Below are 1,402 nucleotides of genomic sequence, written 5' to 3' on the forward strand. Positions count from 1 at the left end.
GTCCGCTCCGGCCGACGGGTCCGGCCCGCCGTCCGGGCGGGTTCACGAACCGGTCGCCGTCATCGGGTGCTCCGCCCGCTTCCCGGGCGCCGACGACCTCGACGCGTTCCGGCGGCTGTTGCACGAGGGCGCCGACACGGTGGCCGAGGTGCCCCGGGACCGGTGGCCGGTCGAGCGGTGGTACGACCCGGACCCCGCCGCGCCCGGCAGGTCGCTGTCGCGCTGGGGCGGCATGCTCCGGGACGCGGCGGACTTCGACGCCGGCCTGTTCCGGATGACCCGCCGGGAGGCGGAACTGACCGACCCGCAGGCCCGGTTGTTCCTCCAGGAGTGCCGGCGCGCGGTGGAGAACGCCGGGTACGCGCCGTCCTCGCTGGCGGGGTCCCGGTGCGGGGTCTACGCGGGGGTGATGCTCAACGACTACGCGCTGCGCGTCGAGCGCTCCAGCCCGCACCACCGGATGCCGCAGGTCATGCAGGGCAACTCGCAGTCGATCCTGGCGGCCCGGGTGGCCTACCTGCTGGACCTCGCCGGGCCGGTGGCCTCCGTGGACACCGCCTGTTCGAGCTCGCTGGTGGCGCTGCACCTGGCCTGCCAGGCGCTGTGGCTGGGCGAGGCGGACATGATGCTGGCCGGCGGGGTCACGCTGTACACGACCGAGATCCCGTACGTGTACATGAGCAAGGCGGGGATGCTCTCCCCCACCGGCCGGTGCCGTCCGTTCGACGCGTCGGCCGACGGCTTCGTGCCCGCCGAGGGCAGCGCGGTGGTGCTGCTCAAGACGCTGCGCCGGGCGCTGGCCGACGGCGATCCGGTACAGGCGGTGATCCGCGCCTCGGGCGTCAACCACGACGGCGCCACGAACGGTCTGACGGCTCCGTCGCGGCGCGCGCAGACGGCGCTGGTCGAGGAGACGTACCGCCGGTTCGGCGTCGATCCGGCCGGCATCGACTACGTCGAGTGCCACGGGACCGGGACACCGCTGGGCGATCCCATCGAACTGGCCGCGCTGAACGCGGTGTTCGCACCCGCCGGGCTCCCGGCGGGCAGCGTCCCGGTCGGTTCGGTGAAGGCGAACGTGGGGCACACCTCGGCGGCGGCGGGACTGGCCGGCGTGTTCAAGGCGATGGACGTGCTGACGACCGGACGCGTGCCGGCCACGCCGCACTTCCGGCGGGCCAACCCGCGCGTCCCGTTCGCCGAAGGACCCTTCAGGGTCGCCGACAGGCCGGTCGAGCTGGTCCGGGACGGCTCCCGGCCCTGGCGGGTCGCGGTCAGCTCCTTCGGGCTGAGCGGCACCAACGCGCACGTCGTGCTGGAGGAGCCGCCGCCCGTGCCCGCCCCGGCCCCCGTCCCCGGGCCCGTCCTGGTCGTGCTGTCGGCGCACGAACACGCCCTGCTC

At 74.8% G+C, this 1,402-nt stretch carries 1 protein-coding gene; it reads left to right on the forward strand.

Annotation, left to right across the window (positions count from 1 at the left end):
- The coding region (locus HO151_RS05800) for a polyketide synthase (RefSeq protein WP_173895025.1) at nucleotides 1-1,402 on the forward strand (1,402 nt) is incomplete at both ends.

Source organism: Streptomyces sp. 8P21H-1, assembly GCF_013302945.1.